Here is a 26,210-nt window from a genome sequence, read left to right on the forward strand (position 1 = left end):
TAGTATCGGCGGGGAAGCTGCGGTCGCCGTTAATCCACGTAGAGGAATTCGTTGGAGCTGAACATCGCTTGGCAGGCGCTGGCCAGTGCCAGTCGGTGAGCCGCTTCGGCGGATAGTTTGGCGTCGCGCGATTTGAATGCGGAGGTTTGTCGCGCGACGAAGTCGGTCAGTTCGGTCAGCACGCCATTTTCGATCTCTCGATTGAAGCATCGCTGCCAAGCGTTGGAGATCTGTTGCGGGACTTCGCTCTCGGCTCGGATCGCCTGAGCCGCCAGCTGGTCCGCTTGCTCGATGACAAACGAACTGTTCATCAGCAGCAACGCTTGCGTAGCGACGTTTGAGTAGTTGCGGATGGTGCAGTTGGGGGCGACGGTGGCCAAGTCGAATGTTTCCAGGACGCCCAGCGGTCGGCTGCGGCGAACTTGAACGTAGACGCTGCGGCGACTGGCCTCTTCGCCGAGCTGCGATTTGCCCGTCGGCTTGCGTTCTCCGTCGAGCATCTCCTTGCCCAATACGACTTGCCCCACAGCGTCTTCTTTTACCGGTACCGGCGGGCCGTGCAAGCGATTCGTGATCGTGCCGTTTGCGACGAGCATCGCGTCGCGGATCGCTTCGGATTCCAGCCGTCGGACCGTCATCCGTGCATACAGCCGATTGTCGGGATCGACGCGATCCAGCTGCTCGGTTCGCGTGGAAACCTGCTGGTACGTTTGCGACAGCATGATCATCCGATGCATGCGTTTCAGGTTCCAACCGCCACGCATCAGGTCGGTTGCGAGCCAGTCGAGCAGTTCGGGATGCGTCGGCTTGGAGCCTAGGAAACCGAAGTCGCCCGGCGAATCGACGATGCCTCGTCCGAAGTGGTTTAGCCAAACGCGATTCATCAGAACGCGAGCCAGCAGTGGATGTTTGCCGTTGGTCAGCTGGCGTGCGTAGGCGAGACGTCGGCCAGTCGTGGGGAGATCGGGATCGTTCGCCTCGATCTCCGTGGGCTCGCTGCCTTTCAGGACGGTCAGTTCGCTAGGCCCCAGTTCCTGGCCCGGCTGTTTGTGGTCGCCGCGAATGAACAGATGCGTTGGCGGCACGTGGTTCGCGGGTTCGGTTAAGACGCGAATGAACTTCTCTTTCGGGGCGGTGGCGCGAATCGCTTTGATCTCGTTCAGCATTTTGGCGAGGTCCGTTTTCGCATCGATTTTACGGCAGATCTGGGCGGCTTCGCGATAGCGTTGGAGCTCGGCAAAGCCATCGGGTGAAAACGTTTTCAGCGTGGATGCGTCGACCAGCGGTCCGGGGAACTCCGCCGCCAATTGTTGCTGCTCGCTCGTCCAAGTGTCGGCCGGAATCGATACCAGCGTTGCAATGGCTTCTCGCTGCTCGGATGGAACCTGAGCGAGCTGATCGCTGCGAGTCTGTTCGATCAATTCCTGCTCCAACGCATCGGCGGCTCTTTCGATATCCGAAGCCCGACGCGCTCGCTGTTGAGCGTACAGGTAGAGCGAACCAGGCGAAATGTTGCCGACGTTGGGGAACTCTTCTAGCAGGGCAACCTGCTCGGCGCTCCGCTTCGACTTCTCTGTCTTGAAAGCGGTCTCGAGCGCTTCGCGACGGTCGGCGGGAACCACCAACAGTTCTTCGTAGAGTGTCCTGTCGAGATGTTCTTGCTGGCGTTTTGTGCGGTTTTCAGTGGCTTGTTTGGCTTTCTGTTCGATCTCCTTGCGGACCTGTCGATCTTCTTCGGTATACAGCGACACGCGGCGTTGCCGGGGAGCTTTCCATTTCTTTGGATCGAGTGCCGGTTCGAAAATCGCGCGGAACCGGAAGTAATCGGCTTGGCTGATCGGATCGTACCGATGGTCGTGGCACTTCGCGCATCCAACCGTCAGCCCCAACAGCGAGGTCGATACGATCTCGATCGTGTCGGAAATCGTTTCGTTGGCTGCCAGGTCGCGGTCGATGCCTCCCGATGCAGTGCCGTCGGGAGCCATGCGAAGAAAGCCGGTGGCGGTGAGTTGAGCGATCCGCTGGGGCGTTAGCTGCGAAGCGTCCTTCCCCGTCGCCATCTCGTCTCCGGCCAATTGTTCGCAGATAAATTGGTCCAACGGTTTGTCGTCGTTAAAGCTGTCGATAACGTAGTCGCGGTAGAAGTAGGCGAACTCGCGTTCGGTATCTTGATTTGTGTAGCCATCGGAATCGGCGTAGCCGGCGACGTCCAGCCAATGCCGGCCCCATCGCTCACCGTAGCGGGGCGAGGCGAGCAAGCGATCGATCAGCGCCGCGTAGGCGTGGGGGCTCGGGTCGTTAACGAATTCGTCGACCATCTCCGGATCCGGCGGCAGCCCCCACAGATCGAACGTCGCGCGGCGGATCAGGGTGTGTCGATCGGCGGCGGCCGAAAAAGCGAGCCCTTCGCGATGCAGCCGATCGAGGACGAATGCGTCGATTGGGTTGTCGCTGACGTTCTCTTTGACAACGGGCGGCTCAGGGGACGCGATCGGTTGGAAGGCCCAAAAGCTGCGTTCCTCCTCGGTGATATAGTCGCCATCGTCGAGCGTCAGCGGTTCTTCTCGCGCGGTCTTGGCGCCGTCGAGGATCCACTGGCGAATCGAAGCGATATCCTCGGCGGACAGATTTTTTTCGCCCGGCGGCATGTCCCCCGACTCCACCCGTTCAAGCAGCAGCGATTCGCTATCATTGCCCGGGACGATCGCTTCGCCCGAATCACCGCCAGTCAAAATCCAACGTTTCAGTCGGACATCGAGCGATCCTTCGACGACGCCACTTTCGCCATGGCAATGAAAGCAGTGCGCCTTCAAGATCGGACGAACATCCTTTTCGAAAGTCAGCGGATCGGCAGCAATTGCCCGGCTGGAGAGGATCGAAACGGCAGCGAGTAGCGCAAAGGTAGGTAGGAGACGCATTTTCAGGATCGCGGTTGGAGGGCGAAAACGCAGGCGGGAGGAACCATGCTACACGATTCAGGCGTGAGATTAAACACTTTTCGCGAAACAACCTCAGGGCAAGCTGTCATAAAGCCGCGATTGCGGCTTGAAACAATTTGGCACCGAGGAGCGAAGCTCCGATCCTTGGGCAAGCACAGGTCAAACGAAGCGAGCCCCGCGAGCGGAGTTCAGGCTTGGGGGGATTTCGCCATGCTCAAACCACCTCGTAGCCGCGGATGCGGCGGCCGCATAAAGCCTGCGGCGCGAGCCGCAGGAAAGATTGGACACACTTGATATGTGAGTCCCGGCAGGGACGACAGATTCAGCGCACCGTTCGCTGCCTCCAGGGTTTTCCATTTCATCGATCGCGGCCGGTGGTCCTGCGGTTGGCACCGCAGGCTTTATGCGATCGCCGCGACTGCGGCTTGAAGCAACTCGGCACCGAGGGGCGAAGCTCCGATCCGTTGCCTAGCCCAGGTCAAACGGAGCGAGCCCTGCGAGCGGAGTTCAGGCTTGGGGGGATTTCGCCGTGCTCAAACCACCTCGTAGCCGCGGATGCGGCGGCCGCATAAAGCCTGCGGCGCGAGCCGCAGGGAAGGTTGGACACACTTGATATGTGAGTCCCGGCAGGGACGACAGATTCAGCGCACCGTTCGCTGCCTCCAGGGTTTTCCATTTCATCGATCGCGGCCGGTGGTCCTGCGGCTCGCGCCCAATGGCACTCACTTTGACGTTGGTTCTTCTGGATCGTTGGGTTTACTTTTCTTTCTTCGTTTCTGGAAGTGGGTGGTTTTGGGGCGGCGGGCGTAGGCCTCGCGTGGATAACTGCGGCCTGGGCGGTTGGGAAGCTTTTGCTTTGAGGCGTAGTGCAGCACGCGATCCAAACGTTCGATCCAACGACCGGGGTCACTGACTTCAATCCCCTGCAGCATGTGACGGTAGACAGACCACACGCCCGTAAAGCTTAATTCGCGGGGCTCACACTCGGCAATCACTGCGGCTTGGCGACGCAATTGGGTCGCTAAATTGTACGCTACCATCGACAAGGCGAACTCTTTGAGAAACATCTCCTTCGACTTCGCTCGGATCTCTTCGGTACCGATTACCAGTTTGATGTTGCGGATATCGACTTCGATATCGTTGCGTTTCCAGTACAGATCGCGCAGTTGCTTGGGCGTCGCATCGATATCCTCGACGAGGTAGAGGCTCTCTTCCCCGATCTTCAATTCATGGATCATCGCCGCTATGACACAGTCGGATGGGAGGTCTGGATTGGTTACTCGTTCCTTGGCCGAAGGAGTCCAGGACACCCGGTAGCTTTTCGAAGTGGCTGTCGAATGGATTAGCTCTGCCCGCTTCCGAATTCGATTGAATCGATCTTTCTTTAGCCGTAGAACAAAATTGTGTCCATTCAAATGGGCATGATAAGCAGTCGAAAATATTCCGAACCCAGCGTCGGCCATGATGATGGATTTAGCCGGGAGTCGCTTCATGAGAGTTTGAGCAAGCCGAGTTTCTGAGACGGCGTTTGGGCCATACATAGCTCCAATCTCCTCAGGCACTGCTGCCCCCGAGCTGAGTTCATGTGCGAAAACCACATACGCGATTGGCCACACACTTTCGCCGTACTGGTTAGAGGCGGGTGGGTAAGCGGCCTGAAGCTCGGCCACTGGAGCCAGTGTAAAGGTCGTTCCATCGATCAAGAACACACGCCGGTCACCCCATGTCGGCGCCGTCGAGTTAACGATCGACGACGCGACACGCTCTTGGAACCAATGAGCTGCCTTCAAGCTGAGCCGATGTCGTGCATCGCTGTAACTGCTGCTCTTCGTCGAAAGCGAACCCTCACGAAGTCGCTTGTTCGTCTTGAGTTCCGGGGGAGCCGTTGCGATAAAGTGGAGAACGGCATCTCGCAGACTCGCCTTGGGGTTGAGGCGTTGGAAGAGCATCAGCCACAGAACTACACTTGTTTTATAGACGGCCGCTGGCCCAAGCTCTTCAAACACATCGGCATCGCCGATGTCCGTCCACTGTTTGAGCAGTTCGAAAGCCGCACTAAGTTTCTGAGTTCTTGCATCGCTCGACATGGAATGGCTTTTTCTGGCAGTCAAAAGAAAACCAAACCGCTAGCGCAAATTCAGTGCCAATCGCATGTGGTGGGAAGGGAAATGTTACTGGAATGTGAAAATGAGTGCCATTTGGCTCGCGCCGCAGGCTTTATGCGATCGCCGCGACTGCGGCTTGAAACAATTTGGCACCGAGGGGCGAAGCTCCGACCCTTGGGCTAGCACAGATCAAGCGAAGCGAGCCCTGCGAGCGGAGTTCAGGCTTGGGGGGGATTTCGCCGTGCTCAAACCACCTCGTAGCCGCGTATGCGGCGGCCGCATAAAGCCTGCGGCGCGAGCCGCAGGAAAGATCGGACACACTTGATATGTGAGTCCCGGCAGGGACGACAGATTCAGCGCACCGTTCGCTGCCTCCAGGGTTTTCCATTTCATCGGTCGCGGACGGTGGTCCTGCGGTTGGCACCGCAGGCTTTATGCGATCGCCGCGACTGCGGCTTGAAGCAATTTGGCACCGAGGGTCGAAGCTCCGATCCTTGGGCTAGCACAGGTCAAACGAAGCGAGCCCCGCGAGCGGAGTTCAGGCTTGGGGGGATTTCGCCATGCTCAAACCACCTCGTAGCCGCGGATGCGGCGGCCGCATAAAGCCTGCGGCGCGAGCCGCAGGAAAGATTGGACACACTCGATATGTGAGTCCCGGCAGGGACGACAGATTCAGCGCACCGTTCGCTGCCTCCAGGGTTTTCCATTTCATCGATCACGGCCGGTGGTCCTGCGGTTCGCGCCGCAGGCTTTATGCGATCGCCGCGACTGCGGCTTGATACAATTTGGCTCCGAGGGGCGAAGCTCCGATCCGTTGCCTAGCCCAGGTCAAACGGAGCGAGCCCCGCGAGCGGAGTGCTGGCCTGGGGGGATTTCGCCGTGCTCAAACCACCTCGTAGCCGCGTATGCGGCGGCCGCATAAAGCCTGCGGCGCGAGCCGCAGGAAAGATCGGACACACTTGATATGTGAGTCCCGGCAGGGACGACAGATTCAGCGCAACGTTCGCTGCCTCCAGGGTTTTCCATTTCATCGGTCGCGGCCGGTGGTCCTGCGGTTGGCACCGCAGGCTTTATGCGATCGCCGCGACTGCGGCTTGAAACAATTTGGCCCCGTGACCGATGTGCCGGCCCAAGGGATCGGTTTACGCCAGGATCGGACGGATGACTTTCGCTTCGGTGACGCCGGTGAGGCGTTGGTCGAGCCCTTGGAACGGGTAGGTGAATCGGCTGTGGTCGATTCCCAATTGGTTCAGGATCGTGGCGTTGAGATCGCGGATGTGAACCGGATCGGCTGTCACGTTGTAACTGAATTCGTCGGTCTCGCCGTGGACGACGCCTTGTTTGATGCCCGCTCCGGCCATCCAGACGGTGAAGCACTTGGGATGGTGATCGCGGCCGTAGGTCTTCTTCGTCAGCTTCCCTTGGCAGTAGATCGTGCGTCCAAATTCGCCACCCCAGACGACAAGCGTGTCGTCCAGTAGGCCGCGCTGTTTGAGGTCGGTCAGCAGCCCCGCGTTGGGTTGGTCGGTGTCCTTGCATTGTTTTGGTAGGTCGCCCGGCAGGTTGCCGTGCTGATCCCAGCCGCGATGGAAGATCTGCGTGAACCGCACGCCGCGCTCGGCCATTCGCCGCGCCAGGATGCAGCAGTTTGCATAGGTTCCCGGTCGCATGACATCGGGGCCGTACAGGTCCAAGACGTGTTGCGGTTCGTCGCTCAGATCGGCCAGTTCGGGGATCGATGTCTGCATCCGAAACGCCATCTCGTACTGCGCGATCCGGGCGTTGGTCTCCGGATCGCCGATCGCTTCGTAGGTCTGTTGGTTCAGCCGCGAGAGGCTGTCGAGCATCCGGCGGCGGACGCCCGCATCCAAGCCGCTGGGATTCGACAGGTACAGCACCGGGTCGCCGGCGCTGCGCAGCGATACGCCTTGGTATTTGCTTGGCAAAAAGCCGCTCCCCCACAGTCGGTTGTAGAGCGCTTGGGCTTGTTGGCGGCCGGACCATGAAGCTGTCATGACCAGGAACGACGGCAGGTTTTCGTTTTCGTTCCCCAGCCCGTAACTGAGCCATGAGCCGAGGCTCGGTTTGCCCGGCAATTGGTCTCCGGTGCAGATGTAAGTGATCGCCGGATCGTGGTTGATCGCTTCGGTCCACATCGACCGGATCATCGAAATCTCGTCGACCTTCTTGGCCATGTGCGGAACCAATTCACTGGCCCACGTTCCCGCCTTGCCGTGCTGAGCAAACTTGTAGATCGAAGGAGCGATCGGGAAACGCGATTGCCCGCTGGTCATCGTCGTCAGACGCTGGCCTTGGCGGATCGTTTCGGGGAGATCTTTGTCGAACCAGTCCGCCATCTTCGGCTTGTAGTCCCACATGTCCATCTGGCTCGGCGCGCCCGACATGAACAGATAGATCGCCCGTTTGGCTTTCGGTTGGTGATGCGGCAGGTTTGCCAGTCCCGGCGTGCCTTGGAGCTGAGCATCCGCGGTGGCGGCGTGCAGCGGGCTGCCGGGCATCGACGCTAGCGCGGCGGTCCCGAGGCCCAGCGAGGCGTTGCGAAAGAAGTGGCGACGCGTGAGTAATCGTTTGTATTGGTCAAATGCATCGATGGTCATTTTGTCACCACTTCATCCAGGTTGATTAACGTGCTCGCCACGGCGGTCCAAGCTGCAAGTTCGATCGGATCGATCGAATCGGGCGTGGGCGATTGCCCCAGCTTGATCAAGCGGTTTGCATTTTCGGGGTCTTTGCCAAACGCGGCGCGGGCGTCGTTTAACAGTCCGATCAGTTCAGCCGTTTCGGTTTCCGAAGGAACGCGCGAGGTCAGCGTTTCAAAAGCCCAAGCGATCTTTTGAGCGTCGTCGCTGCCTCCTTCGGCGATCACGCGTTGGCCGAGGTTTCGCGAGCATTCGACGAACTGCAATTCGTTCAGCATCATCAACGCTTGCAGCGGCGTGTTGGTTCGCTCGCGTCGCGCCGTGCACGATTCGCGGCTCGGGGCGTCCAGCATCGTCATCGTCGGCGGGGCGCTCGTCCGTTTCCAGAACGTGTAGAGGCTGCGGCGGTAGATCTTTTCGCCGCTGTCGGGTTTGAAATTGACGGTGTCCGAACCCGAATATCCAACCGCTTCCCAAAGTCCTTCGGGTTGCGGCGGCTTGACGCTCGGGCCACCTTGTTTCTCGACCAGCAATCCGCTGGCCATCAACGCTTGGTCGCGTAACATCTCCGCATCCAAACGGAAGCGTGCCCCGCGGGCCAGCAGTCGATTACTCGGATCGATCTCGCGTTGCTTGGGCGACACGCGTTGGTCGCGGCGGTAGGTCTGCGACATCATGATCTGTTTGATCATCCGCTTCACATCCCAGCCCGAATCACGGAAATCGATCGCCAGCCAATCGAGCAGTTGCGGATGGCTTGGCGGTTCGCCTTGAGCTCCAAAATCTTCGCTCGTCTTGACGATTCCCGTTCCAAACAGCTGCTGCCAGTAACGGTTCACCGCAACGCGAGCTGTCAGGGGATGGCTGGGATCGGTCAGCCATTTCGCGAGGCCCATGCGATCATTCGGGACGCCTTCGGGCAGCGGCGGCAGCGCGGCCGGAACTGCTCGCGGCACCTCTTCTCCCTTTTGATCGTATTCGCCACGCAGCAGGATATGGCTGGGACGAGGCTCTTTGAGTTCCTTCCAAACCAACGTCGTCGGAAACGACTTTTCGACGGCATCGATCTGGTTCAGGATGCCATCTTTTTGAGCTCGCAGCACCAGCCAATCGGGATCGATGCTGGCGACGCGGCGATAGTAGGCGCGGATCGCATCGGCTTGGTCGGCGGTTCGCGCGGCGGCATCCAGTTTGGCAATCTCCACAATCGATGCGGGAACCGGAGCCGAAGGAGATCGGACGGCAAACGCGAACCGGCTCGGTCGCCCACCGTGGCTGACGACCTTGAGATCGATGTGATTCACGCCCTTCTTCAGGTCGACTTCGTATTCGTCTCGCAGCGACGCAAAGTCGCGCTGCTGCTTTACCTCGCCTTGCTTCTTCTTATTGACATACAAGACGTAGCCATCTTGAGTGCCCAACAGCAGCGTCACCTTTTGAGGCGTCTTCGCCTCGATCGTGCGATGCAATACGACGACCGAGGGCTCATCGCCAACGGTCGGCAGATCGTGCGCTGCGGCATTGGCGTAAGTCGGCTGCTTTTTCCAAGGCAGTTCGCGATTGCTGAACTTTTCATTGGCCTTAAATTCGCGGCCCTCCGAGGCGAAGGTGCGGTAGTAGCCGGCGGCGGCGTATTCCACCGGGAACGGTCCGGTTTGATCCCAGTCGCCGAGGACCAATTGCTGGTCGGCAGCCGGTTGCGGAACGGCGTCGCTGACACTCAAACGGACCTGTCCGAATTGATGTCCCGCCCATTGCGATTTGAAGTGCAGCTTGATTCGCAACCGCGAATCGGCACCGTCGGACAGGAAGCTCGACGCGACAAACCACGCCGATCGCGTGCCGGGATTCAAATGCCCGCCGATCGCCCAGCCGGCGTCTTTGTCCTGCTTGCCGTCGAACGCATATCCGATCGCAAACTTGCCACCGGGCTGTTCGTAGTCGGCTTCGCCATAGATCAACTTCACTGGCAACCAGCGATTGCCCGACATCGGCGATGCGATCTCGACCTCCATCTCCGTCAGGACCGCATTGCCATTGCTGCTGATTCCGCCCGGCTTGTTCTTATCGGCCAGGACTTCCAATTGCAGCAGTTGCCAGTTGTCGCCGGTTGGCACGGGAGCTTCGATCACCAGCGTGTCGGACGCCGCCGGAGTTCCGGTCGCTTTGACCGAACCATCTTCTAATTGCTCCAGCTTCAATTCGCTTTCGGTTGTCACTTTATCGGGAATCAGCGGCACCCAGTTGATCGCTTGACCGCCGCTCAGTCGCTGTTCCCAACGTTGCTGTGCCTCGTCGACACCCGTCAGGTCGCCTTCCATTTCGACGTCCAGCATCTGCAGTTCTTCCCGCAGTTGTTTCAGTTGGCTCTTGTGCTCTGCCGTCGGCACTTGAACCGTCGGCGGGTGATCCTTCTTGTTTCCGTCCAACGCCCGGCCATCGAGGCTGTTGAAATACGCAAACAGCGAATAGAAGTCGCGAGCCGAGATCGGGTCGAACTTGTGATCGTGGCAGACCGCGCAACCGGTGGTCATGCCCAGGAAGACGGTGCCAAAGGCGGAGACGCGATCGACGCAGTTCCGCACGTAGACTTCGTCGTAGATCGATCCCCCTTCGCTTGTCGTGACGTTCAATCGATTGAAGCCGCTGGCGATCTGTTGCTGCAGCGTGGCGTTGGGGATCAAGTCGCCGGCGAGTTGTTCGGTGATGAATTCGTCCAGCGGTTTGTTGTCGTTAATCGCTGCGATCACCCAATCGCGATAGGGCCACATCTCGCGGTAGTTGTCCAAGTGCAGGCCGTGCGTGTCGCCATAGCGGACCAGGTCCAACCAGTAGCGGGCTTGGTGTTCGCCGAACCGCTTCGACTCCAGCAATCGGTCGATCAATTTTTCGTAAGCGTTAGGCGACTGGTCGGCGACAAAATCGCGAACCTCTTGCAGCGTTGGCGGCAGGCCGGTCAGGTCGAAGGTGGCGCGGCGGATCAGCGATCGTTGATCGGCGGGTGGATTGATCGACAGTCCCGCTTGCAACGCCTTGTTGGCGATGAATTGATCGATCGGACCATCGACGGGGATCGCGGGATCGGAGATCGCCGGCGGGTCTACTTTTTGTGGCGGCAGCAGCGACCAGTGGGCGCTAAAGGGAGCCCCTTGGGCGATCCAGTCGGTCAGCAGTTGCTTCTGCTTGGCCGTGAGCGGTTTGTGGAAATCAGCCGGCGGCATGAGCTCGCCTTCGTCATCGCTGGCGATCCGCGCGACCAGAGTGCTGGCCTCGACGTCGCCGGGGACGATCGCTCGATCGCCGCTGTCGAGTTCCGCCAGCGCCGGATCCGCTTCATCCAATCGCAGCCCCGCCTGACGGTGTTCCGCATCGGGACCGTGGCAGGAAAAGCAATGGTTGGACAGGATAGGACGAATGTCGCGATTGAAATCGACCTGCGATTGTTCGGCAAAACAACAAAGTTGCCAAACCAGGCACAGACCCATCGACGATAGAATGCGTAGCAACATGGGCGACTGCAAAGTGGATGGAAGGTAATTAGGTGGGAGCCGGCGGGACGTGTTCCAGCGGTCCTTCTTATTCTATACGTCCGTGAAACCAGATATCAACGAATTGAACGATTCGTTCAGGATCTCACGTCGATGACAGTCCGGGGACGGCGGTCGATTGTGTCGGTCACGCGGCATATTCGACTTGTGGCGGGGCCTGCGATAATAATGGCTGTGGGCCGGCCGTCCAGTCGTTCCTTTCGCATTGAGCGGGTTTCTGCACAACGATCACATTGGCTGAGTGAAATGAAGATGAAAGTTCGCAGCGGCGGCGGTTTCCGAGCGATCCTCTATACGCTCAAGAAAGGACGCGAGGTCGGCGGCGTCTTTAAGATGTATCACGCCATGCGAACGCGGAACGCTTGCAAGACCTGCGCCTTGGGCATGGGCGGCCAAAAGGGTGGGATGGTCAATGAGCGAGGGGCCTTTCCCGAGGTCTGCAAGAAGAGCTTGCAGGCGATGGCAGCGGATTTGCAGCCGGCGGTTTTGCCTACCTTCTGGGATCAGCATCCCGTCGAACAGTTATCGCGGATGACGCCGCGCGAACTGGAGCATTGCGGGCGGCTGGTCCAGCCGGTGATCTATCGCCGCGGGGCTTCGCATTTCCAAACGATCTCGTGGGAGGAATCGCTATCGCGGATCGCCGCCAAGCTCCGCTCGCTGACTCCCGACGAAACGTTTTGGTATTTCAGTGGCCGCAGCAGCAACGAAGCGGGCTTTCTGTTGCAGTTGTTGGCTCGACTCTACGGAACGAATAACGTTAACAACTGTAGCTACTACTGTCACCAGGCGAGTGGCGTCGGGCTGCAGTCGTCGATCGGCAGTGGAACGGCAACGATTGTGTTGGAGGATCTGGAGCAGGCCGATCTGGTTTTTGTGATCGGTGGCAACCCGGCCAGCAATCATCCGCGGATGATGACCAGTCTGATGCACGTTCGCCGTCGCGGCGGTCACGTGGTCGTGATCAATCCAGTTCGCGAAACCGGGATGGTCAACTTTCGGATTCCCAGCGATCCGATCAGCCTGCTGTTTGGAACCAAGATCGCCTCGCATTATGTGCAACCTCATATCGGCGGCGACCTCGCATTGTTGTGGGGCATCGCCAAACAGTGCTGCGAAGACGAGACGATCGTCCGCGCGTTCCTCGATGCCCATTGCACCGATTCAGCCGCCTGGCTGGAAGCCGTCGCTGCGATGTCGTGGGACGAGATCGTGGCAAAATCGGGGATCGATCGCGATCAGATCCGCACCGTTGCTGGCGTTTATGCAAAGTCGCAGCGGACCGTTTTCGCGTGGACGATGGGGATCACGCATCACGCTCATGGAGTGCAAAACGTTCAAGCGATCGCCAACCTCGCGATGGCTCGCGGAATGCTTGGCCGTCCCGGATGCGGGCTGCTACCGATCCGCGGGCACAGCAACGTGCAGGGGATCGGTTCGGTTGGCGTGACGCCAAAACTGAAGGACGCGATTTTTGAGAACCTGCAATCCAAGTTCCACCTGGAGCTGCCGACCAGCACCGGATTGGACACGTTGGCCTGCATGGAAGCCGCTCACGATCGGCGGATGAAGTTTGGACTCTGCCTAGGCGGCAACCTCTACGGTTCCAATCCCGATTCGCGTTACGCAGCCGAAGCGCTCTCGCGGTTGGAGATGTCGGTGATGCTCAGCACGACGCTGAACACCGGGCACGTCAACGGTCTGGCCGATGAAACGATCATCCTGCCGGTGCTGCCTCGCGACGAAGAGCCCGAAGCGACGACGCAGGAGTCGATGTTTAACTTCATTCGGATGAGCGACGGCGGGCCGCGACGCGTGCCGGGGCCGCGCAGCGAAGTCCGCGTGATCGCCGATCTGGGACGTCGCGCGATTGGCGATAGCGATCTGATTTGCTGGGACCAGTTGCAGCAGACCTCGACGATTCGCAACTGGATCAGCGAAGTGGTTCCCGGCTACACAAAGCTCGACAAAATCGAAGCGACCAAACAAGAGTTCCAACTCGATGGCCGAACGTTTCATGAACCAAAATTTCCCACCGCCGATGGGAAAGCGGTCATGCACACGCATGCCATGCCCGATCTGAAGGGGACCGATTCAAATGAGTTGCGGTTGATGACCGTTCGCAGCGAAGGGCAATTCAACACGGTCGTCTACGAAGAGGAAGACCTTTACCGGAACCAAGACCGCCGCGACATCATCTTGATGCATCCCGACGACCTGCAGCGGTTGGGGCTTCAGCACGATCAACCGGTTTCGATTCGCAGCGATACCGGCCAGATCGATGGCTATCTGGCCCGCGGTTTTGATTCGATCCGCCCCGGCAATTCGCTGATGTATTACCCCGAATCGAACTGTCTCGTCTCTCGCTATGCCGACCCGCAAAGCAAGACGCCTGCGTTCAAGGGGATCGTGGTCACCGTCACGCCGTTGGCCTAGTCGGCTGCGGTCTGGATCAAGCGGATCAGCATTGTGGCGATCGGGAGCGTTTGATTCGGTTGGCCTTCGAATCGGAAGGCTTGCAGTGTGGCGACCGCATCGTCGTCGGGACCGATCGACGATAACATCGCATCCCATTGCTTCGATTCATCGGGGCTGAGCCCTCGGTACCAGATCACATAACTGAACAGTTCGCCGCCGCGCACGATGACGCTTCCAAATCGAGCGGTCTGCTGTTCGGGCTCGGGGACGCACCAGGTGGCGAAAGCGAATCCGGGCGTCGAGGAATCGCCGATCGCCTGCGACCAGCGAACCGATTTTGTGTCGTCGTCCCAGGTGCCGTTGGTCGAGTCGGGGGGCTGCCGAAGGTGCAACGAAACCTCTACGAGATCGTGGCGGCTGAACATGTCAGGAGCCAACGCCACCATCACTTTGTTGCCGATGACGTGCGCCTCATCGACATGTCTTGGTGTGGCAGCGCCCGCGGCTTGTTCTTGCTGTGCAACGAGTTGCTTGTATTCATCGGTCTCCTTGAGATACGTTCGAATCGATTTTTCGAGCCTCGACCAGTCTTTCAAAATGTCCAGGCAGCGCGTGTCCGCGTCGGGGTTTTGGAGCGTGAGTTTCCGTGACAGTACGTCGTGGGCGAAAAGGATGAACTGTTTGGGATTCTGTTGTTGTACAAGCCTGGCGATAGCTGGAATCTGTTGCACTGAAAAATAGTTGCGTTCGGCGAGATATTGTGCCAAGCGGAAGATGGGGCTGTGGTTGTTGGGGGCGCTCTCGGCTTGCCCGTACATCCACAGCTGCAGGCTCGCGTTTTTGAGGTCTTGGCGGAGTTCGCCATCGAGCAGCGATCGAATCGATGTCGTGTCGATCGGTGGATCGGCGTCGCCTGTTGCACTGGGAGGGAATTCGAAATCGAGCCATCCCAGGGCGAGGTCGATCAGTTCGTCTGCCGCCTGTTGGCTGGTCGCCAACGAACCGGCCAAGTCATCGTTTCCGCGGAACCGTTCGCTGTAGATCGAGACCGAACCCAACGGGCTGTCGAAGCGGGTGAAGGTGCCCACGCCGCCAACATCGACTGGCATTGGGCCCGCGAATCGACCGATGAACGTCGGCAATCCCTCGCGATCCTCGGCGCGTCCCTCGGGATAGAGCGTTGCGATCCGTCGCAGTTCCTCGTTCTGTTGCTTCTGCTGCTGCGAGGAGGGGTTTTGCGACGACTCCTTCACCGAAAGCGTCCGTGTGATCTCGTTCCCCTCCGGCTTGAGATCGATTTTGTAAACCGTTTGGATGCAGCCGGTGCAGGCGGCCAATAGAGTCATCGACGCAACAATGAGTGGCTTTCGCATGACGAGTCCTTCGGATGGGAGAGACTTTGGTCAACGGGAACCACCGGTGCTGTGAGGTTCGCCGTGGGAACGGGGCCGGAGGGGGAGGCCCGGTCCGTTCACATCAGCATATCACGCTGGGATGTTGCGTTGGGGTAGAAGTTACGCTTCGTCGGCTGAAGCCTTGACTCCAGCGCGCGCGTCGTCGGCTAAAGCCTTTACTCCAGCGCTTCGGCGATCGCTTGTTTCATCTTCTCGACGACGTCGGGGTGTTGGTCGGCGATGTTCTTCGTTTCGCCGATGTCGTTGGCGAGGTCGTAGAGTTCCAGCGGTTTGTTTTTCCCAGGGATGACAGCTTTCCAGTTGCCGATGCGGGCTGCCTTTTTGTCGCCGTAGCTCCAGAACAGGTATTCGTGTGGTCGCTGGGATTGGCCCAACAGCGTCGCGGCAAACGAGATCCCATCGACTCCCGCGGGCGGATCGATGCCGGCGAGTTCGCATGCGGTCGGCAGCCAATCGTAATGCGCCAACATTTGGTCGCTGGTCGAACCGGCGGCGATCTTGCCGGGCCATCGCGCGATCGTTGGCATTCGGATGCCCCCTTCGTAGAGATCGCGTTTGTAACCTCGCAGCGGGCCGTTGGAATCGAAGGTCTCGTGTTTGTGATTCCCTTCGCTGTGCGGCCCGTTGTCCGAAGTGAATACGACCAGCGTGTTGTCGTCGATTTGTTTCTCTTTCAGCAACGCCATCAAGCGTCCCACGTCGCCATCCATCCGCGTGATCATTGCCGCAAAACCCTTCTCCGGATTTGGCCAATCGCGATCGGCGTAGATTCCGTAATCGGGGACCTCCATCCCGTCCTTGTTGACTCGCCCACCTTCGTTATTGGCGTGCGGGATCGTCCAGTGGATGTGCATTAGGAACGGCTTGTCTCCCTGCCCGCGAACGAAGTCCAACATCTCTTCGGTCATCACGTCGTGGGAGTAGGTGGTCCGCTGGCTCGACACGCGGCCGCGAGCCAATGGTGCGTCGCTGATCACATTGCCTGGCAGAGGAACCTTTTGATCGTTCCGCCACAGCTTGGCAGGGTAGTAGTTGTGAGCTTCGCCTTGGTCCAGATATCCCATCCAGAAATCGAAACCCTGGCGGTTCGGATGTCCCGAGTTCTCGGTGTTCCCCAACGCCCACTTTCCGATACCGCCCGTGGTGTAGCCGGCTTGCTGCAGCAGTTCGGCAACTGTGACGTCCGATTCCTTGAGCACGTAGGGTGCGTTGGAATCGATCGCCGTATGCCCGGCGTGCATCCCAGTCCAAAGGCTCAGCCGCGACGGGCGGCAGACGGTGTTGCCGGAATAGTGGCTGGTCAGCTTCATCCCCTCGGCGGCCAAGCGATCGATGTTTGGCGTCTTGATCGTCTGTTGCCCAAAGCAACCGAGGTCTCCGTAACCGAGGTCGTCGACCATGATATAGATCAGATTCGGCCGATCCGCTTCGTCCGCTCCGACCGATGTCGCCTGCGTCGTCTGTCCGATCAGGATCGCCAAAAGGATGCAGGACAATGGCAGCCGGCGGGATCGCTGTCGAGTTGTGGAGGGGAGGTGGAGGCTGTTTTCGAGCGGTCGAGTCATCGGGGGCTTCTTTCGTTGGCAAGTCGATTTGCCGCAAACGTGGCGGAGTTGTGTCGGTCGATTCTAATTGGCGTTGGCTCGGCAAGGCAACAATCCTGCCGCATCGTTTGGGAACGCGTGCATCGAGCGGGCGCTTGTATTACGCTATGAGTGACTGGATCTCGCGGCGCCATTATCGTTCGGCCAGCGGTTGCCAGCTTCACCATAATATCCCATGGCGGACTCCTCATGAATCGACTTGTTCTCCTCCTGCTTTGCGCAACAACAGCCTGTTGGGCCGCTGCCGGTTCGGCTGCTGAACGGCCAAACATTTTGTGGATCACCAGCGAAGATCACGGTCCGGAGATGGGGTGTTACGGCGATGAATTTGCCACCACGCCAAACGTCGATGCGTTGGCGAAAAAGGGGATGCGGTACAAGTTGGCTTGGTCGACAGCTCCCGTTTGTGCACCGGCTCGAACGACGCTGATCACCGGTCTGTATCCGCCGTCGTGCGGCGGGCAACATATGCGCAGCATGGCTCAGCTGCCCGAATCGATCCCGTTGTATCCGGCGCTGCTGTCGAAAGCGGGTTATTACTGCACCAACAATTCCAAGCAGGATTACAACGTCAGTCCGCAAGGGCCATTGGGCTGGGCCGATTCGTCGCGGAAAGCTCACTATAAGAATCGCGATCCGGAGCAGCCGTTTTTTGCGATCTTCAACGAGACGTGCAGCCATGAGAGCAAGATCCGCACGCGGCCGCACAAACAGATCCATGATCCGGCGAAGGTTCGCGTTCCCGCTTATCACCCCGACAACGAAGACACTCGCCGCGACTGGGCCCAGTATTACGATGTCGTCACGCAAGCCGACGCTACGGCGGGCAAGCTGTTGCGTGAACTCGACAAGCAGGGACTAACCGATTCGACGATCGTCTTCTACTACGGCGATCACGGTTCGGGGATGGCTCGCGGCAAACGCTGGACCTACAACTCCGGTCTGGCGGTTCCTCTGGTTGTCTACTTCCCTGAAAAATGGCGACACCTGGCTCCCAAGGAATATCAGACCGGCGGCGTCAGCGATCGGTTGGTCGGATTTGTCGATCTCGCTCCGACGTTGTTGAGCCTGGCGGGCGTTCAACCGCCGGAGTGGATGCAAGGTCAAGCGATCGCCGGGCAATACGAAACCGAAGCTCCCGAATATATGTACGGCTTCCGCGACCGGATGGATGAACGCTATGACTTCATCCGAACCGTCACCGACGGCCGCTATCAATACATTCGCAATTTCAATCCACACTTCATCTACGGCCAGTTTGTTTCGTACAACTTCCAAACGCCATCGACTGCTGCGTGGAAGCGAGCTTTTGACGCGGGGCTTTGCAACGCGGACCAGTCGCATTTCTGGAATCTCAAGCCGGCCGAAGAGCTGTACGATCTGCAGGCCGATCCCGACGAAGTCAACAACTTGGCCGATTCGCCCGACCATCAGCAGAAGCTTGGCGAGCTGCGCGATGCGCTTTATCAATGGTGCCACGACATCCGCGACGTCGGCTTTTTGCCTGAAGGGGAGATCCACAGTCGCAGCGAGGGATCGACGCCGTACGAGATGGCTCGCGACGAGACCAAGTATCCGTTTGAGAAGATCTTTGCCGCGGCGGACCTCGCCACGCATCGCAATCCCGAAGACCTGGACCAGTTGAAGTCGCTGCTGGCCGACAGCGACAGCGCGGTCCGCTATTGGGGAGCTGTTGGGATTTTGAATCGCGGCGGCGATGCGGTGAACGCTTCTAAGCAGGCGTTGCTAGCGGCGCTTGGCGACGATTCGCCCTACGTTCGCGTCGCTGCCGGTTATGCGTTAGGCAAGTTTGGCGACAAGGAACTGCAGCGTCAGGGGATCGAGTGTTTGATCGATGTCGCGCCGTCGAAGCCCGGGACAAGCGTCTTTGCTGCGATCGCCGCCCTCAACGCGATCGACAAACTGGACGAGAAGGTCGCTTTCGCCAAAGCGGAGATCGGCAAGATGCCGGTCGGCGAGATCGTGTCGCCCGACAAACGTTATGGTGGCTATCCTCAGCGGCTATTAACAAAAATTCAGGACGACTTTAAGGCGAACGCTTCGTCGCGGTAAGCCTTGATTTTGCTGAGGTTTCGCAGGTTGGGGCCTTCGTTTTCGGTCCGATCTGCCCGTTCGAATCGATTCGTAGCGCCCTGATAGGATCGCCGCCGGGCCTTACATTAATGACGGCTCGCGGGGCACGCATGCCACGCGGCGATGGCGGCGTTGCAAGTCGCCGGGCTTTCTATCGACAATCCACACGTTAGGGCAATGATTCACCGCACGAAAGAAGAACCTCCGATTTGGCTAGCGACTCGAGCCGCACCGGTGCTGTTTTGGGCATCGCTGCTGTTCCTGGTCTGCCAAGCGGTGGCGGTGGTGATCTTTGTCGATGTGCCCAATCTTCGCGAGTCGTTCACCGACAATCCGGCTGCGGAAATCGAGGCGACGGAATCGCTCGACGCGATCGATCCGGCGGCTGACCTTCCCGTAGAGGTTCCTGAACTGGTTGCATCGGACCTGTCGTGGGAACCGATCGAACTAGCGACCTTGATCTTGATGGGGCTGATCTGGCCGCTGGTGATTGCCGAGTCGGTCTATCATTGGCGAACGCGACCTTGGACGCGGGAAACGCGCCGGTTCCACTTCTACTCGCTGCTGTATTGCTTGTGCCCGTCGCTGCGGATGTGTGCGCAAAGTCTGGAGATGGGGGATCGGTTGTGGCTGCCCGGTTGGGGCTGGCGGCGCGCGGACGATCGACTGCGGCGACGGTTGGAGCGAACGTTCAGCATGCCGATGATCTGGATCGCGTTGATGATCCTGCCGGTGTTGGTGATCGAGTTGTGGTTGAAGACGCAGGTCGCCGATTACCGCTGGTTGCGGATCGCGTTGCACGTCAGCACCGGCGTGATCTGGTTCAGCTTTGCCGCCGAGTTCATTCTGATGGCTTCGGTCGCCGAGAAGAAGCTGACCTATCTGAAAGAGCACTGGATCGAATTGGCGATCATCCTGCTGCCGCTGCTGTCGTTCATGCGATCGCTGCGGCTGTTGCGAGCGACCGGGGCGTCGAAGTTGATTCGGCTGTCCCAGTTGAACCAAATCGTTCGCACCTATCGGCTGCGCGGCACCGCGATGCGAGCCTTGCGGGCGTTGATCCTACTGGACCTGTTCCAGCGACTGACACTGCGAGCGCCGGAGAAGACAATCGCCAAGTTGCAGCTGCAGTTGGAGGAATTGGAAACCGAGGCGAAGCAGATTCGCCGCAAGATCGGTCGCTTGGAGCGAACGATTCGGAAGCAGGAAGCCGAGGCGAGCGCCGCGGAATCGGAAGCCGCCGACGTGGAAGCGGAGGTCGATTCGGCGAGCAGCGATGCTGCGGGCACACGCAGCGCCACAACCGGATCGGTTTGACGCCGCCCGGTTTGCTCGCGGCTATTTTTTCGTCAGGAAGCGAACGAAGATCTCGACCGCTTCGTCGAGTTGTTGGATCTCGATCCATTCGTCTTTGGTATGGGCTTGATCGATCGAGCCGGGGCCGAAGACAACCGTTGGGATTTCGAGAGCTGCGATTCGCGGGGCGTGCGTTCCGAAGGGAACTCCGATCGCCTGGCGGTTCGCTCGCGTCGGTTCCGCCGCTTCGATCAACTGTTGGCACAGCGTCGCGTTGTCGCGGTCCAACAGTGGGTTGCTGATCGTGTCGGTCGGCAGGAACTCAAAGTCGACGTCGCAGTTCTCGCGAAGATATCGATCGACAGCAGCGATCGCTTCTTCAGCGACCTCTCCCGGAACTAAGCGTCGATCGATTTCGATCGTGCACTGTTCGGGGACGATGTTCACGCTCGCACCGCCATGGATCGTGCCGACGCTCAGCGTGCGGCCGCCACACAGCGGATGGACGATGCCGCCGGATTGCAGTTCGGCCGCGTAGGCCTCCAGGCAGCTGACGATTTTTGCCATCTTGTAGATCGCGTTGACGCCGAGAGCTGGATTGCTGCTGTGAGCGGCGGCGCCGCTGGTGCGTATTTTCCAACGCACAGTCCCTTTGTGCGCCACGACGACGTTCAGATCCGTCGGTTCGCAGACGATCGCAAACTGAGGATTTTCCGGCAGCAACGCCGATCGCTGTGCGGCGGGCAGGGCGAGTCGGCGAGCCAGTTCCGCGGCTCCTATTTGCGTTCGCTCTTCATCGCACGTGAACGACAGAATCACCGGCGCGTGGTCGCCATTAAGCGGGATCAAACGGATCGCGGTGGCCAGCATCGCCGCCATCGAACCTTTCACATCGCAGGTGCCGCGGCCGTACAGGCGGCCTTCCTTTTCGATCGCGTCGTAGGGATCGACGATCATCCCCGCGACGGGAACGGTGTCTTGATGGGCATCCAGTAGAACCGTGGGGCGGTTCGGATCGCCGTCGATGCGAGCGACAACATTTCCACGTTGAGATTCGATTTCGTGGTACTCGTAGGGTAAACTGTGTTCCTTGAAGAACTCACACAGCCATCGGCTGACTCCCGCCTCATACCAACCGTCGCCAACCGGTTCGTGCCCCATCGGATTCTGACTGGGGATCGCGATCAGTTGTTTCAGAATCGACAACGGTGTCTTACTAGCAATCACTGGAAGCCTCTCATGCGAAATAACGGTTCTACCACGTCCGCCACAATGGCTGTTGATGATAAGGTCTTCTCCGCGGTTCGGCTATCGCGGCGTCAGTTGATCGGTGCCGCGGCGGCGACGACCGCGCTGGCGGCGACTAACCGCTTGGCAATCGCAGCCGATGGCAAGTCGGACGGCTACATCGACGCACACGTCCACGTTTGGACTCCCGATACCAACAAATATCCGTTGGACAAGGCATACGACAAATCGTCGATGCAGCCGGCCAGTTTTACGCCCGAACAATTGATGGCTCACGCAAAGCCCGCGGGTGTCAATCGGATCGTGTTGATCCAGATGAGTTTTTATGGCGTCGATAATTCGTACATGTTAGACGTGATGGCCGCGCATCCAGGCCGGTTTTCCGGAGTCGCCGTGATCGACCCGGCTGACAAGCCGCGGCAGACGATGCGGCAGCTGAAGTCGCAGGGCGTGCGAGGCTTCCGAATCGTGGCCGGTAAGCAACCGGCGGATCAGTGGCTCGATAACCCTACGATGCACAAGATGTGGTCGATCGCGGCGGACGAGGGGCTGGCTATCTGTCCGTTGATGAACCCCGAATACCTGCCGGCCGTCGATGCGATGTGTGCCAAGTATCCCAAGACACGCGTCGTCGTCGATCACTTTGCCCGGATCGGCGTCGATGGCATGATCCGAGATGCCGAGGTCGAAACGCTCTGTCGGTTGGCACGCCACGAAAATTCCTACCTCAAAGCTTCCGCGTTTTATGCGCTCGGCAAGAAGCAAGCTCCTTATACCGACTTGGGGCCGATGATTCATCGCTGCATGGACGCCTACGGCAGCCAGCGGATGATGTGGGCCAGCGATTGCCCCTACCAAGTTGAAGAAGGGCACACGTATCAAGAATCGATCGATCTGGTCCGCGAAAAGCTCGACTTCTTAAGCGACCAAGACCGCGCCTGGATGCTCGGCAAAACCGCCGAAAAGGTCTTCTGGAGCTAGTCGTCGGCCTAAGCCGCCAAGGTGCCGGCCAGCTCACCGAACGGGCGAGACGATTGCAGGCGATTAGTAATCATCGACCGCCTCGCGAAAATCATCGCCCGAAGGATTGTCACGGCGGTTGAACGCTTGAGCGATGTGGACCCGCTTTTCGTGACAGTAGGCAACCACGACGAGACGCAGACTGCCACTCTTTCCGGAACCGGGAAGCGCCCAACGAACCTTCAGTACCTTGCCTCCTTTGGCGGTTGCCTTCAGGGGCGAGATCGAGTCGCCCAACGCTCGGTTGCAATCGCCGGACGAGAAATAGCCGCACAGGAATTCCTTTAAAGCCTGTTTGTTCGACTCGTACTGATCGGTGGTCATTTGTTGGCGAAGTTCGATCAGTAGGCGGGCATCACCACCGACCTGCCATGTGCCGTCCGATGGCTGGTAGTCCATTACCAGTCGTCTCCAAGTCCGGCATCGGCGGCGTTAAGCAATGCCGCTTCATCAACCAAGGGTGTTTCCATCCATGGATCACTTTCGACGATTTGTTGCATTGCAATCTGTAGATTGATTGCCTTTGGTTTCCCTTCACGACGAAAGTGCTTCCACGCGATTTGCCAACCGGGGTTCTTGTGCGAGAAATCTGAAGCAGCTTGTGAGGTTGAATCTGCAAAGAAGTCGGTTACTTCTGGCACCAGTAGCATTGTGTCTGGACTTAGAAACTCAAAGTGTGTTGGGCATTTCTCCAGAACCATTGGCTTGGCACCGTCCCATCGACTGTCCTGTCTAGCGATCCCAAGGCTTTCAAGCTTTGCGATTAACCGTTGAGGATATTTGGAAATGACGGGACCATTTCGCAATGCAATGTAGCTATTTCCAGTTACCGCTTCACCTTGATCACGCAGCGTTGCAAGATCCAGATAGAACAGGACTTTGTTCAAAACTACGGCGTTTAATTCATGACCTGGGGCAGCGTGCAGGGCCGCGGACGCGGTTTCAATCAATCGCTGGCTTTTTTCAGCTGGTGTCATGGCTCTGTCCGCTCTCGGCTACCGAAGGTAACATCGTCCGCAATGAATGAATCCGGCAGAGATCGTTGCCTTACTCCGAAGATTCACGGCACGCGCCTCGAAGCTGGTCTTCGATCTCCAGTTGTATTGATCGTACGTCAGGCGATCGCATTTATCAACGATTCCCCCCAGGGCTAATCAGTGTTTGTGCTTAGGCGGATTAGCCAGCACTCGCTTGCGCAGCGTCGGCTTTGTCCCACCGCCGTGCACGCGAACTGTGTCAGCTCAAGCTGACAATTCAACGCAGGTCGGCGCGGCTGAACGGTCGCGTTGGCATCAAGCTCAGTTCATCGCCGACGCTTCCGCATCGATTTCCGTTTCGGGAGCGGAATCTTGGATATAGGTTCGTCCGCGATACATGTAGGCCACGATGATGAACAGGAACGCTGCGACAAGCATCAGGCCGGTGAAGAACCAGTAATAGGATGCGCCCGGCAATTTTGAGCTGCCATCATCGTTGGAGATCACCGCGTTGACACCGGCGGTGATGAAGTTGCCCAGCGAAACCGAGAGCATGTAAAAGCTCATGATGATACTTTTGATGCTGTTGGGCGCTTGTGTGTAACTGAATTCCAGGCAGGTGATCGAAACCATCACCTCCGCTGCGGTCAGGATGATGTAGGCCAATACCTGCCAGCCGATGCTGGGCGTGCCGCCGTTCTGGATCGCGGTTTCGATCAACGCGCTGATCGAAAAGGCGCCGACGGTCAGGAACATTCCAATCCCAACGCGTCGCAGCGGTGTCATGCTGAAGACTTTGTTGAACGTCGGGTAGATCAGGTAGCTGAAGACGGGGACGAGAATCAGGATCAAAAACGGGTTGGCCGCTTGGATCTGGCTCGACAGCAGTTCAAACCCGAAGACCGTGCGGTCCATGTGATTGGCTTGCAAAACCCAAGCACTTGCCGTTTGATCGAACAGACTCCAGAAGACCGCAACAAGAATGTAGATCGGTGCCAGGTTGAGGAGTGCTTTGAGTCCGTCGCCGGTAAAGGCGTCTCTGAAGACAACCGCTCCACGCGCGGGAATGTGGACGAATCGGTTTCGACCCATCCAGAACAGGAAGGTCGCAATCGCCATCAAGATGCCGGGGACACCAAATGCGACTTGTGGCCCGAAGCGGTCCAGAAGCCACGGCGTCAGCAGCGTCGATGCAAAAGCGCCCAGGTTGATCGCCACGTAGAACCAACCGAAGACCTTCTCCAGCATGTGCGAGTTCTTGCTGCCAAATTGATCGCCAACGTGAGCCGAGACGCACGGTTTGATCGCTCCGGTGCCAAACGCGATCAGCCCGAGACCAACCGCCAGGCCGATCCGGGTTTCGTTCAGCGCCAACGCCAGGTGGCCGAAGCAGTAGAGGATCGAGAGCCAGAGGATCGTCTTGTATTTACCAAACAACCAGTCGGCGGCGAAGGCACCGATCAGCGGCGTGAAGTAGGCGGCCATCACAAACACGTGGACCCAGAACTTGGCGTCCCCATCGCTCATCGGATCGGTTTCGCCATTGCCGCCCAGCAGGTACGTGGTCATGAAGACGGTCAGGATCGCCTTCATGCCGTAGAAGCTGAACCGTTCGGCCGCTTCGTTGCCGACGATGTAAGGGATGCCCGGGGGCATCGTATCGATCGGATAGGGAGTCGTCTGAAACTTTGGATTGGTTGGTTGGCTGGCGTTACTCATCGATCCCTCAATCGTCAGGTGGGCTCAGGCAGGAAGCTTGGCGTCAATGCTGATGTTAATATAGACCAGTTGCGTGTGGCGATACCAGCAGCGGGACAGGGGAGCGGACAGGAAGGGAGAACTCTTGGTATCGTCGGCCAAGCTGCTGTGGGCGAGCCGTTGGAGCCGCGTTGGCACAGCACGACACGTTAGACCGCGATTTCAGGGGCGCCGACCAGGATCGGCTGTTTGCCGTCGTGGAAGTAGACGCGGTTGCGGCCCATTCCTTTGGCTGCATACAACGCCTCGTCGGCGCGGCGAACGATCGGACCGACCAGCAGGTCGTTGCGGCACTCGGCCACCCCGACACTGATCGTGAACTCGATTTCCTGGTCGCCGACGATGACCGATTGATCGGCCACGATTTTGCGGAATCGGTCGAGTCGATCGGCGGCGACTCGCAGCGGCGGAGGCATCAGGGCGACAAATTCCTCGCCGCCAAAGCGGGCGACCATGTAAGCGCCCTCGATATGGTTGGTCAGCAATTGGGCCATGTGTTGCAGCACCGCGTCCCCTTCGGGATGCCCGTAGCGGTCATTGATTTGTTTGAAGTGATCGACGTCGATCATCGCGACCACAAATCCGGGGCCCCCTTTCTGCCACGCCGAGAACATTTCGTCGAGCCGTTGGTCGGCGGCGCGGCGATTGGGCAATTTGGTCAGCGCGTCGGTTCGGGCTTCGGAGATGTACGCCTCGATCGAACGCGTCTGCTTCTCCAATTGACGCTCGGCATCGTCCAGTCGCTGCTTGAGCGATTGGTTGCTGGTCATGATGTCGTCGAGCACTTTGACGATCGGCGTCGTCTTTGGATTCCCCGTTTCGATCGTCTCTTGGACGACGCGGGCGGCGGAACTGAGTTCGTCTTGATAACGGGTGACGTTCCCCGAGTACTCGCTAGTCCAGCGGCTGAGCGCTTCGATGATGCCCAACAGTTCCGCACCTTGCAGCGGCGCGGTTGCATCGCGCCGTCCTCGGCGCCGTCCCCAACCGAACCCGCCCCAGATTCCCAGAGCAAACAGCAACGCGCCGACGCCAACGCCGGTCAAGAAAATCATCGATTGGCTAAGCGGCACGTCGAACGCCCTCCTCGCTGAGAGTCGTCATCAATTGCGGTTCGTCATAAAAAGG

Annotated in this window: 15 protein-coding genes; 4 read left to right on the forward strand and 11 right to left on the reverse strand. The window is 58.8% G+C overall.

What is annotated here, in order from left to right:
* Window positions 1–29: 29 nt before the first annotated feature.
* The 4 genes from CA51_RS01090 to CA51_RS01105 all read right to left on the reverse strand — a co-directional run bounded on the left by CA51_RS01090 (window position 30) and on the right by CA51_RS01105 (window position 11,213).
* Window positions 30–2,918, reverse strand: a complete 2,889-nt coding sequence (locus CA51_RS01090; protein WP_145117300.1) for a PSD1 and planctomycete cytochrome C domain-containing protein — start codon at window positions 2,916–2,918, stop codon at window positions 30–32.
* Between the two features lie 743 nt (window positions 2,919–3,661).
* A complete protein-coding gene (locus CA51_RS01095; RefSeq protein WP_231745922.1) occupies window positions 3,662–5,050 on the reverse strand; it encodes an IS4 family transposase in 1,389 nt (462 codons plus the stop codon).
* A gap of 1,136 nt (window positions 5,051–6,186) precedes the next feature.
* Window positions 6,187–7,662, reverse strand: coding sequence for a DUF1501 domain-containing protein (locus CA51_RS01100; RefSeq protein WP_145117302.1), 1,476 nt, complete (start codon window positions 7,660–7,662; stop codon window positions 6,187–6,189).
* Entirely contained in the window at window positions 7,659–11,213 is a 3,555-nt protein-coding gene (locus CA51_RS01105; protein WP_145117303.1) for a PSD1 and planctomycete cytochrome C domain-containing protein, read from the reverse strand. The genes CA51_RS01100 and CA51_RS01105 overlap by 4 nt, the downstream gene beginning before the upstream one ends.
* Before the next feature lie 291 nt (window positions 11,214–11,504).
* On the opposite strand from CA51_RS01105, the gene CA51_RS01110 reads away from it, so the two are divergent.
* On the forward strand, window positions 11,505–13,688 hold the full coding sequence (locus CA51_RS01110; protein ID WP_231746233.1) for an FdhF/YdeP family oxidoreductase: 2,184 nt from the start codon (window positions 11,505–11,507) through the stop codon (window positions 13,686–13,688).
* Here the strand turns inward: CA51_RS01110 and CA51_RS01115 are convergent.
* Both CA51_RS01115 and CA51_RS01120 read right to left on the reverse strand, forming a co-directional pair.
* Window positions 13,685–15,043, reverse strand: coding sequence for a hypothetical protein (locus tag CA51_RS01115; protein WP_145117304.1), 1,359 nt, complete (start codon window positions 15,041–15,043; stop codon window positions 13,685–13,687). The genes CA51_RS01110 and CA51_RS01115 overlap by 4 nt on opposite strands.
* 197 nt (window positions 15,044–15,240) lie before the next feature.
* Window positions 15,241–16,650, reverse strand: coding sequence for an arylsulfatase (locus tag CA51_RS01120; protein WP_231745923.1), 1,410 nt, complete (start codon window positions 16,648–16,650; stop codon window positions 15,241–15,243).
* A gap of 228 nt (window positions 16,651–16,878) precedes the next feature.
* On the opposite strand from CA51_RS01120, the gene CA51_RS01125 reads away from it, so the two are divergent.
* Together CA51_RS01125 and CA51_RS01130 are read left to right on the forward strand one after the other, a co-directional pair.
* Window positions 16,879–18,762 carry a sulfatase-like hydrolase/transferase gene (locus CA51_RS01125; protein ID WP_145117305.1) on the forward strand — a complete coding sequence of 628 codons (1,884 nt, stop codon included), beginning with the start codon at window positions 16,879–16,881 and terminating at the stop codon, window positions 18,760–18,762.
* A 198-nt stretch (window positions 18,763–18,960) separates the two neighbouring features.
* Window positions 18,961–20,100 carry a potassium channel protein gene (locus tag CA51_RS01130; RefSeq protein WP_145117306.1) on the forward strand — a complete coding sequence of 380 codons (1,140 nt, stop codon included), beginning with the start codon at window positions 18,961–18,963 and terminating at the stop codon, window positions 20,098–20,100.
* Window positions 20,101–20,121: 21 nt separating this feature from the next.
* Here CA51_RS01130 and CA51_RS01135 read toward each other — a convergent pair whose 3' ends face one another.
* The gene (locus CA51_RS01135; RefSeq protein WP_197451505.1) at window positions 20,122–21,306 is read right to left on the reverse strand and encodes a M20 family metallopeptidase; all 1,185 of its coding nucleotides are present in this window, start codon (window positions 21,304–21,306) and stop codon (window positions 20,122–20,124) included.
* 45 nt (window positions 21,307–21,351) lie between these two features.
* Between CA51_RS01135 and CA51_RS01140 the strand changes: the two genes are divergently transcribed.
* Window positions 21,352–22,308 (forward strand): amidohydrolase family protein, encoded by a 957-nt coding sequence (locus CA51_RS01140; RefSeq protein WP_145117307.1) that lies wholly within the window; start codon window positions 21,352–21,354, stop codon window positions 22,306–22,308.
* A gap of 63 nt (window positions 22,309–22,371) precedes the next feature.
* On the opposite strand, the gene CA51_RS01145 is transcribed toward CA51_RS01140, so the two are convergent.
* From CA51_RS01145 to CA51_RS01160, 4 genes are all read right to left on the reverse strand, one after another.
* A complete protein-coding gene (locus CA51_RS01145) occupies window positions 22,372–22,746 on the reverse strand; it encodes a hypothetical protein (RefSeq protein WP_145117308.1) in 375 nt (124 codons plus the stop codon).
* Entirely contained in the window at window positions 22,746–23,324 is a 579-nt protein-coding gene (locus tag CA51_RS01150; protein WP_145117309.1) for a Panacea domain-containing protein, read from the reverse strand. The genes CA51_RS01145 and CA51_RS01150 overlap by 1 nt, the downstream gene beginning before the upstream one ends.
* A gap of 321 nt (window positions 23,325–23,645) precedes the next feature.
* Entirely contained in the window at window positions 23,646–25,043 is a 1,398-nt protein-coding gene (locus tag CA51_RS01155) for a POT family MFS transporter (protein ID WP_145117310.1), read from the reverse strand.
* A 188-nt stretch (window positions 25,044–25,231) separates the two neighbouring features.
* Window positions 25,232–26,137, reverse strand: a complete 906-nt coding sequence (locus CA51_RS01160) for a GGDEF domain-containing protein (protein WP_145117311.1) — start codon at window positions 26,135–26,137, stop codon at window positions 25,232–25,234.
* Window positions 26,138–26,210: the final 73 nt, after the last annotated feature.

Origin of the sequence: Rosistilla oblonga (genome assembly GCF_007751715.1) — a bacterium.
Taxonomy (GTDB): Bacteria; Planctomycetota; Planctomycetia; order Pirellulales; family Pirellulaceae; genus Rosistilla; species Rosistilla oblonga.

Excerpts from the sequence above, each read along its gene's own strand:
- CA51_RS01090 (WP_145117300.1), bottom strand. The coding sequence starts at position 2,918 with ATGCGTCTCCTACCTACCTTTGCGCTACTCGCTGCCGTTTCGATCCTC.
- CA51_RS01100 (WP_145117302.1), bottom strand. The coding sequence starts at position 7,662 with ATGACCATCGATGCATTTGACCAATACAAACGATTACTCACGCGTCGC.
- CA51_RS01105 (WP_145117303.1), bottom strand. The coding sequence starts at position 11,213 with ATGTTGCTACGCATTCTATCGTCGATGGGTCTGTGCCTGGTTTGGCAA.
- CA51_RS01110 (WP_231746233.1), top strand. The coding sequence starts at position 11,505 with ATGAAAGTTCGCAGCGGCGGCGGTTTCCGAGCGATCCTCTATACGCTC.
- CA51_RS01115 (WP_145117304.1), bottom strand. The coding sequence starts at position 15,043 with ATGCGAAAGCCACTCATTGTTGCGTCGATGACTCTATTGGCCGCCTGC.
- CA51_RS01120 (WP_231745923.1), bottom strand. The coding sequence starts at position 16,650 with ATGACTCGACCGCTCGAAAACAGCCTCCACCTCCCCTCCACAACTCGA.
- CA51_RS01125 (WP_145117305.1), top strand. The coding sequence starts at position 16,879 with ATGAATCGACTTGTTCTCCTCCTGCTTTGCGCAACAACAGCCTGTTGG.
- CA51_RS01130 (WP_145117306.1), top strand. The coding sequence starts at position 18,961 with ATGATTCACCGCACGAAAGAAGAACCTCCGATTTGGCTAGCGACTCGA.
- CA51_RS01140 (WP_145117307.1), top strand. The coding sequence starts at position 21,352 with ATGGCTGTTGATGATAAGGTCTTCTCCGCGGTTCGGCTATCGCGGCGT.
- CA51_RS01145 (WP_145117308.1), bottom strand. The coding sequence starts at position 22,746 with ATGGACTACCAGCCATCGGACGGCACATGGCAGGTCGGTGGTGATGCC.
- CA51_RS01150 (WP_145117309.1), bottom strand. The coding sequence starts at position 23,324 with ATGACACCAGCTGAAAAAAGCCAGCGATTGATTGAAACCGCGTCCGCG.
- CA51_RS01155 (WP_145117310.1), bottom strand. The coding sequence starts at position 25,043 with ATGAGTAACGCCAGCCAACCAACCAATCCAAAGTTTCAGACGACTCCC.
- CA51_RS01160 (WP_145117311.1), bottom strand. The coding sequence starts at position 26,137 with ATGATTTTCTTGACCGGCGTTGGCGTCGGCGCGTTGCTGTTTGCTCTG.